This window comes from Aquimarina sp. RZ0, from assembly GCF_008370685.1.
GTDB lineage: Bacteria > Bacteroidota > Bacteroidia > Flavobacteriales > Flavobacteriaceae > Aquimarina.
Map to the genome: position 1 here is coordinate 1 of NZ_VTZU01000140.1, position 5,597 is coordinate 5,597.

The window sequence follows — 5,597 nt, forward strand, 5'->3', positions numbered from 1 at the left end:
TGGAGTGGTTTCCTTTGGTAAGTTCTGCTAGAACTTTGAGTTTAAAGCTTTCGCTATAGCGTCTCACATATCCATCATTTTTATACATATACATTGGTTTTTTGTATACATATTTCAGGACGGGTCAGTATTGGTTACAACGTTTGGTTTAAGAATAGTGCGGTTTTGTGTTCGAGGGTTTTTCTTGAGAAAACCAGAGTGACCAAAAGAGCACTAACTTATTGAGTTAGGTTAAACTTAAGCATTATTTTTATACATTCTTAACTGCAGTTTTTTGCTAATCGTATTTATTAATACTTTAATCTAAAGTAAATGGGGTTTCAGACGAAAACGAACATTTTTCTATTTCTTCATTGTTCATAGTCCAAGTAACAGAAGTTATTTTCCAACTATCGTTTAATAAGATAAGTGACCAGTATTCAATTCCCCAGTTCTGGATTTTTGAGTCAACAGATAAAGTGTAATCAAAAGATATAGTTGCAAAGTCTCCTTGCTTGTTAATTTGGACATTATAAAACTTTTCTTCTGTATTCTTTTTTAAATTTTTATAGAAAGTTTTGTAATCAGTTGAGTAAAAAGTGAAGTTGGGCATTTGTTTCAATGCCATTTCTTTTGTCTTATTAGTAAAAATTGCAGACCAAGTAATAGAGTCGTGCAAAAATAAATTATCAAATTTTTCGAAATCATTATGTGTGATTATGGAAGTTCTAAAATCTTCAATAACTTGTTTTAGTTTCTTATCAGAACTTTGGTTTTGGGCGTTAAAAGTGCTAGTTGCAAATAGCATACTCAAAAAGAATAGTTTTAATTTCATTGCTATGATTATTTTAAAGGTTTATTTTATTTAGTATTTCATTTTTGTTCATTTTACTCAGAATAATGTAACCAATAATCAATAATGGCAAAAAAAACAAAATAGGTGTTGCAGAGGATAAAATTTGTTCGGTCAACGTTGGTTCCACTGTTGGTTCTGAGTAACCATTTTTGTTGTTGATTAGTTTTGGAAGTGAACCAAAGAGGAAGAAAAAATTAATCAGACCGTGAGTAATTGCAATTGGTATTAGTTTGTTGGTTTTGAGAAGTGCTACTCCAAAAAAGAATCCAATACAGGCTGCATAAATTGATTGCCCAATTACCTGAGGAATATTATCGTTAACCGTCAAATTTAATAAATGTGAGGAGCCAAAAAATAGTGCAGGGAGTAGTACACCTAAGAAAACACCATTTTTATGTGATATATATTTCTTTATAAAAATAGGCTGTAAATACCCTCTGAATACAAATTCCTCTGCAAACCCTACTAATAGGCAAGCTATTAGCAATAACAATACATTAATAATATTTATAGATAATAAGTCTTTACCTATAAAACCTAAGATACCTAATATAAAAAGATAGAAGGGGATTAGGTTTATGTATTTAAAGGACCATTGATATTCTGAACTAATGCCAGATAAAGCTTGCTCTTCCAGCTTTTTTACTAACAACAGACCGGACAAGAAAATTAAAAACATTTTAGTCGACAGCACAATATATTCAATCTGAAAACTGGTAAAATATTGTTTGGTAATTACTTTCTTCAACGGAAGAAGCATTATAATACTAATTACAGCTATCACTACTAGTCCAGAAAGGAAAGGGTTTTTATTTTTAAACATTATGATATGGTCTTGATGGGTATATTTCTACTTGACGACGACCAGTGATGAATTTTGTTACATATGAATAAAGATTTAAACCTATTAGCATGCTCACCTTTGGTTAGTGAAATAGCTTATTGTTTTCCTAAATTAAAGCTAGCGGTTTGTATATGGTGCATTACCGTCCCAAAAGACGGAAATGCACTATATACCTTGTTATGGTTCGTTTTAATTAATAATTATCTTTTCCCATTTTTTAAGTAAGTTCTGAGCAACTTTTGAGAATTTCCATTTGAGCATCGGATATAAAAGTAACTTTTGATAGGGCTTTTTAAATTCGAAATCAAATATCATGATTATTTCGGTTTCTCTCGTATTTATCTCATTTACCTTCCAAGTTCCCTTTAAATATTTAAATGGATAAGGATAATCTGGTGCGTTCGTATCTACAACAAATGAATATTGATTTTGATCTTCCCAAAGAGTACAAGTTTCTGTCCAAGAATCATTTCCATGTGAACATGAGCGTACCATACCTTCACCTTCTCCAGAAACAATTTCTACCCTATCTATATTTGAGGCAACTTCATGGTAGTTTTCTATATCTGTTATAACATCCCAAACGGTCTTTTTACTTGCTTTAACCACCCGGCTGAACGTGAGACGTTTAGTGCCAACATGATCTATGGTATCCATTTCTATTATCCCTTTGGATTGAGATTTAATAAAATATAAAATGGGTAAAAGAAATAGTCCAATTATTACATACCCTGTTGTAGATATATCGAAAGGTTGAAGAATTAAAATAACTATACTCGCTAAGACAAATAATGTGTCTTGTGCTACAATCCAGAGAAGGGCGAGAGCTCTTTGCTTTTTTATTTCAATAAACATGGTGAGGGAAAAGAAGGTAATAACCCCGCCCAATATTAGAAACGGTAGTGTTTCATTAATCTCAAACATTACCATCAATTGGTGTTGAAATCCCAAAATTGCCAGGCCGGAAATTAGTGTAGAAATAGCATTGGCTTTTGTAGCCTTAATTGAAGTTGTCATGATTTTTATTTTTTGTTTAGTGCAAATTTCGGTCGTGAAAACTGCACGATATTGATATTTTACGCCAATTTTATATATTTGATGAATGAAAGTTTCTAATGGTCACATTAACAACTTAATCGAGTTTCTTTCTAGTAGAAAGATTGATATTAACATTCTCTTTAAAGAAAGTGGCTTTGATCCAAAAGACTTGATTAATCCGATTGGTTCTGTTGAAGATTATAAATTTCTTGATTTTTTAAACCATTCAATTCGTATTTGTAATGATGATAATTTCGGACTCAACTATGGATGCTTTTTGAACTTAAAATCTCTTGGACTAATCCTTGAAATTTCCTTAAGCACCAGTAAAATTCAACAAGCAATTTCTTTTTTACAAGAATATTTAATGGCAACATTCCCTATGGTCAGCATCAGCTTAAAAAAGTACGATGACGAATTTCAATTGTCATTAACTAGCGATGTTGACGACAGAGGGGTGCGAAAGCATCTTTTGGATTCTGTCTATTGTGTAATTTATAGGGAATTAAAGTTAATGCTTGAATTGAGATATGACCCAAGGCTTTCTTTGCCCTATATCGATAATCATCCGTATAGAGTCGCATTAGATGTAGTGGATATTGAAAAGGGAAACGGACATCATTTTTATATACCAAACGAAGTCTTACTGCTCGAAATAAATAAGAAAAGAATAAAGCAAATTGAATATCTTTTACCTCTATTTATGAAAGAATTACAGCTGAATGACAATTCCTATGGTGAAATGTCCAAAAGGGTAAGACAAATCATGCTTAATCTCAGTTCTCCAGAGCTTCCAAAGATTGACCAGGTTATTAATCAACTGGCAGTTAGTAAAAGAAGTATTCAGCGAGAATTATTTAAAGAAAATACTTCGTACAGGAAATTGGCTAATGGAATCAAACGAAAAATGGCATTTTATCTTGAACAAGAGGGACTGTATAGAACTACTGATATTGCCTACATTCTAGGTTACTCTGAACCAAGTGCCTATATTCATGCTAAGAATAATTGGTAATGAAGTTAAATCCTATGTCTCAATATGCTACAACGATCTTGTATATGAAAACACTATTTTTCAGTTTAAATAAATATAGCAGAAAAGCGCCAAACTTAAGTTTTAGCTCTTAACCGCTATTTTTATATACGTTGTTATGCCCTTTTATTTTCTTTTCATATTTCTTTAGCGCTAAAGAATATCCTTCTTCGATTAGCGGGAATAATTTATCAAAAGTTTCCCTTGTCGGATTTAAAATACAAATCCAACTCATCCAACCATAAATCGGATGAGGCATTATTTTATTAAGTTCTGAAAAATCATAAGGCATATCAATTATTTGGCCTGCCTTTGGTCTTTTGGGTCTTTCTCCAAATAACCTAAAAAAGGTATCTTTTGATATTCCAACGTTTAACCTAAATACTCCATTTCTATCCGTATTTGAAGCTTTATCATTTAAACCATCTTTTTCCTTGAATGTCAATAGATAGATTCCCTTACTTAGTTTATTTTCTGGATTGTAAAATAGTCCGACTTCTCCCCAATTTTTATTTAGGACAAGACCATCAAATTTTTCCTGAACCCTTTCAATTATGTCGTTTTTAGTCATACCTTTTTATTTGACATCAATTACAGGTTCAAGATGCATAAATTGCATAGTTTCTTGATTTATCATTCCAAAGAATTTTTGACAAGTTTCACTTTTCAAAATTTCTTGTGCAGCATGTTCAGCTGATTTAAGGTCTGTCCAATAAACAATATCAGTCCATTTACCGTTTTTGTCCACTGCTAGCTTCCTTCCAATGTAGCCATCAAATTTTTCTGCTACAGGATTGACGGCTTTTGCTGCTGCTATCACTTCTGTTTTGGAATATTGAGGATAGGTGTCAAAAATAACCAATTCAATTGTCCCTACCTTTTTACTCTGTTCGCTCATATTTGTTTTGTTTTGAGGATTACAGCTAATCAATACGATAGCTATAATACCAATTAATAAATGCTTCATTTGATATATTTAAGTTTATGAGACAAATGTAAATGGGAGGAGTGACAACCCTATGTCAACTATACTTCAATAAATTTCTTGAAATAATCATTTAATGAGAAATCTGGTTGAAAATCAAATGTTTCAGAAGTAATAAAGAGTGTTGAAATTCTATCTAATCTAAATTCACGTAGGTTGTTTCGTAAGCGACAGAATGCGACTAAAACCCAAGAACTCTCAGTGAAATAAATGGCAAGAGGTTCAATTTCACGAGTTGTTTGTTCATCCTTGTAAATTGAGAAGTAATTGATTTTGAGAACATTTGAATTGGTAATTGACTTTTGAATTGAAGACAGCCAATTATTTTTATTTTTTTCGTTTTTCGTTGAGGGCTCTATTCTATTCTCTAGTTTTGAAATTCCTTCTTTTTCAAAAGCCCTAAGAGTCGATTTTATTTTAATTAGTAAGGAATTGAAATCTTTAATCAAGGAAGTGTCTCCTTGGTTTAGAATTAATTTTTCTGAAACAATTAGAGCATTTGTTTCTTCTTGAGTAATCATTATTGGTGGTAATGAATATCCTTCAACAATAAAATATCCTGTACCATTTTCTGAACCTATTGGAACTCCAGATTCTTGTAGCGTTTTAATATCTCTATAAACAGTTCGTAAACTAATTTCAAATCTATTTGCAATTTCTTTTGCAGTTACTACTTTTTTAGATTGTAAATGAATTAAGATTGATGTGATTCGTGTTAGTCTGTTCATTTTTCTGTATTCTGACTAACGTAAAATTACACTACTGATTTACAGTTATTTGCAAATCATCATTAGTTAATCCAAATTTATCAATTTGTTTTCTAATTCTTTTCACTAGTCCTAGTTTTCTTTTTTGATCGAGG

General features: G+C 31.4%; 7 protein-coding genes. 1 reads left to right on the forward strand and 6 read right to left on the reverse strand.

All coding sequences use genetic code 11. The features are described from left to right. Nucleotides 1–298: 298 nt before the first annotated feature. The 3 genes from F0000_RS26310 to F0000_RS26320 form a co-directional block, all read right to left on the reverse strand. Entirely contained in the window at nucleotides 299–814 is a 516-nt protein-coding gene (locus tag F0000_RS26310) for a hypothetical protein (protein ID WP_149627678.1), read from the reverse strand. Between the two features lie 13 nt (nucleotides 815–827). Next, nucleotides 828–1,658: a CPBP family intramembrane glutamic endopeptidase gene (locus tag F0000_RS26315; protein WP_149627679.1), complete on the reverse strand. Its 831-nt coding sequence runs from the start codon at nucleotides 1,656–1,658 to the stop codon at nucleotides 828–830. A gap of 210 nt (nucleotides 1,659–1,868) precedes the next feature. Next, nucleotides 1,869–2,696 (reverse strand): type II toxin-antitoxin system RatA family toxin, encoded by an 828-nt coding sequence (locus F0000_RS26320; protein WP_149627680.1) that lies wholly within the window; start codon nucleotides 2,694–2,696, stop codon nucleotides 1,869–1,871. Nucleotides 2,697–2,781: 85 nt separating this feature from the next. Here F0000_RS26320 and F0000_RS26325 point away from each other — a divergent pair, with 85 nt between their 5' ends. Next, on the forward strand, nucleotides 2,782–3,732 hold the full coding sequence (locus F0000_RS26325; RefSeq protein ID WP_149627681.1) for an AraC family transcriptional regulator: 951 nt from the start codon (nucleotides 2,782–2,784) through the stop codon (nucleotides 3,730–3,732). A gap of 109 nt (nucleotides 3,733–3,841) precedes the next feature. Here F0000_RS26325 and F0000_RS26330 read toward each other — a convergent pair whose 3' ends face one another. Genes F0000_RS26330 through F0000_RS26340 form a run of 3 tightly spaced genes read right to left on the reverse strand, consistent with a single transcriptional unit; the run spans nucleotide 3,842 to nucleotide 5,463 of the window. Next, a complete protein-coding gene (locus F0000_RS26330; protein WP_149627682.1) occupies nucleotides 3,842–4,321 on the reverse strand; it encodes a DUF6194 family protein in 480 nt (159 codons plus the stop codon). Nucleotides 4,322–4,327: 6 nt separating this feature from the next. Further along, nucleotides 4,328–4,717 (reverse strand): hypothetical protein, encoded by a 390-nt coding sequence (locus F0000_RS26335; RefSeq protein ID WP_149627683.1) that lies wholly within the window; start codon nucleotides 4,715–4,717, stop codon nucleotides 4,328–4,330. Nucleotides 4,718–4,776: 59 nt separating this feature from the next. Continuing rightward, nucleotides 4,777–5,463, reverse strand: a complete 687-nt coding sequence (locus F0000_RS26340) for a YafY family protein (protein WP_149627684.1) — start codon at nucleotides 5,461–5,463, stop codon at nucleotides 4,777–4,779. Between the last annotated feature and the right edge of the window lie 134 nt (nucleotides 5,464–5,597).

Bases quoted from the DNA above. Each gene is read 5' to 3' on its own strand.
- F0000_RS26310 (WP_149627678.1), bottom strand. From the start codon at position 814: ATGAAATTAAAACTATTCTTTTTGAGTATGCTATTTGCAACTAGCACT.
- F0000_RS26315 (WP_149627679.1), bottom strand. From the start codon at position 1,658: ATGTTTAAAAATAAAAACCCTTTCCTTTCTGGACTAGTAGTGATAGCT.
- F0000_RS26320 (WP_149627680.1), bottom strand. From the start codon at position 2,696: ATGACAACTTCAATTAAGGCTACAAAAGCCAATGCTATTTCTACACTA.
- F0000_RS26325 (WP_149627681.1), top strand. From the start codon at position 2,782: ATGAAAGTTTCTAATGGTCACATTAACAACTTAATCGAGTTTCTTTCT.
- F0000_RS26330 (WP_149627682.1), bottom strand. From the start codon at position 4,321: ATGACTAAAAACGACATAATTGAAAGGGTTCAGGAAAAATTTGATGGT.
- F0000_RS26335 (WP_149627683.1), bottom strand. From the start codon at position 4,717: ATGAAGCATTTATTAATTGGTATTATAGCTATCGTATTGATTAGCTGT.
- F0000_RS26340 (WP_149627684.1), bottom strand. From the start codon at position 5,463: ATGAACAGACTAACACGAATCACATCAATCTTAATTCATTTACAATCT.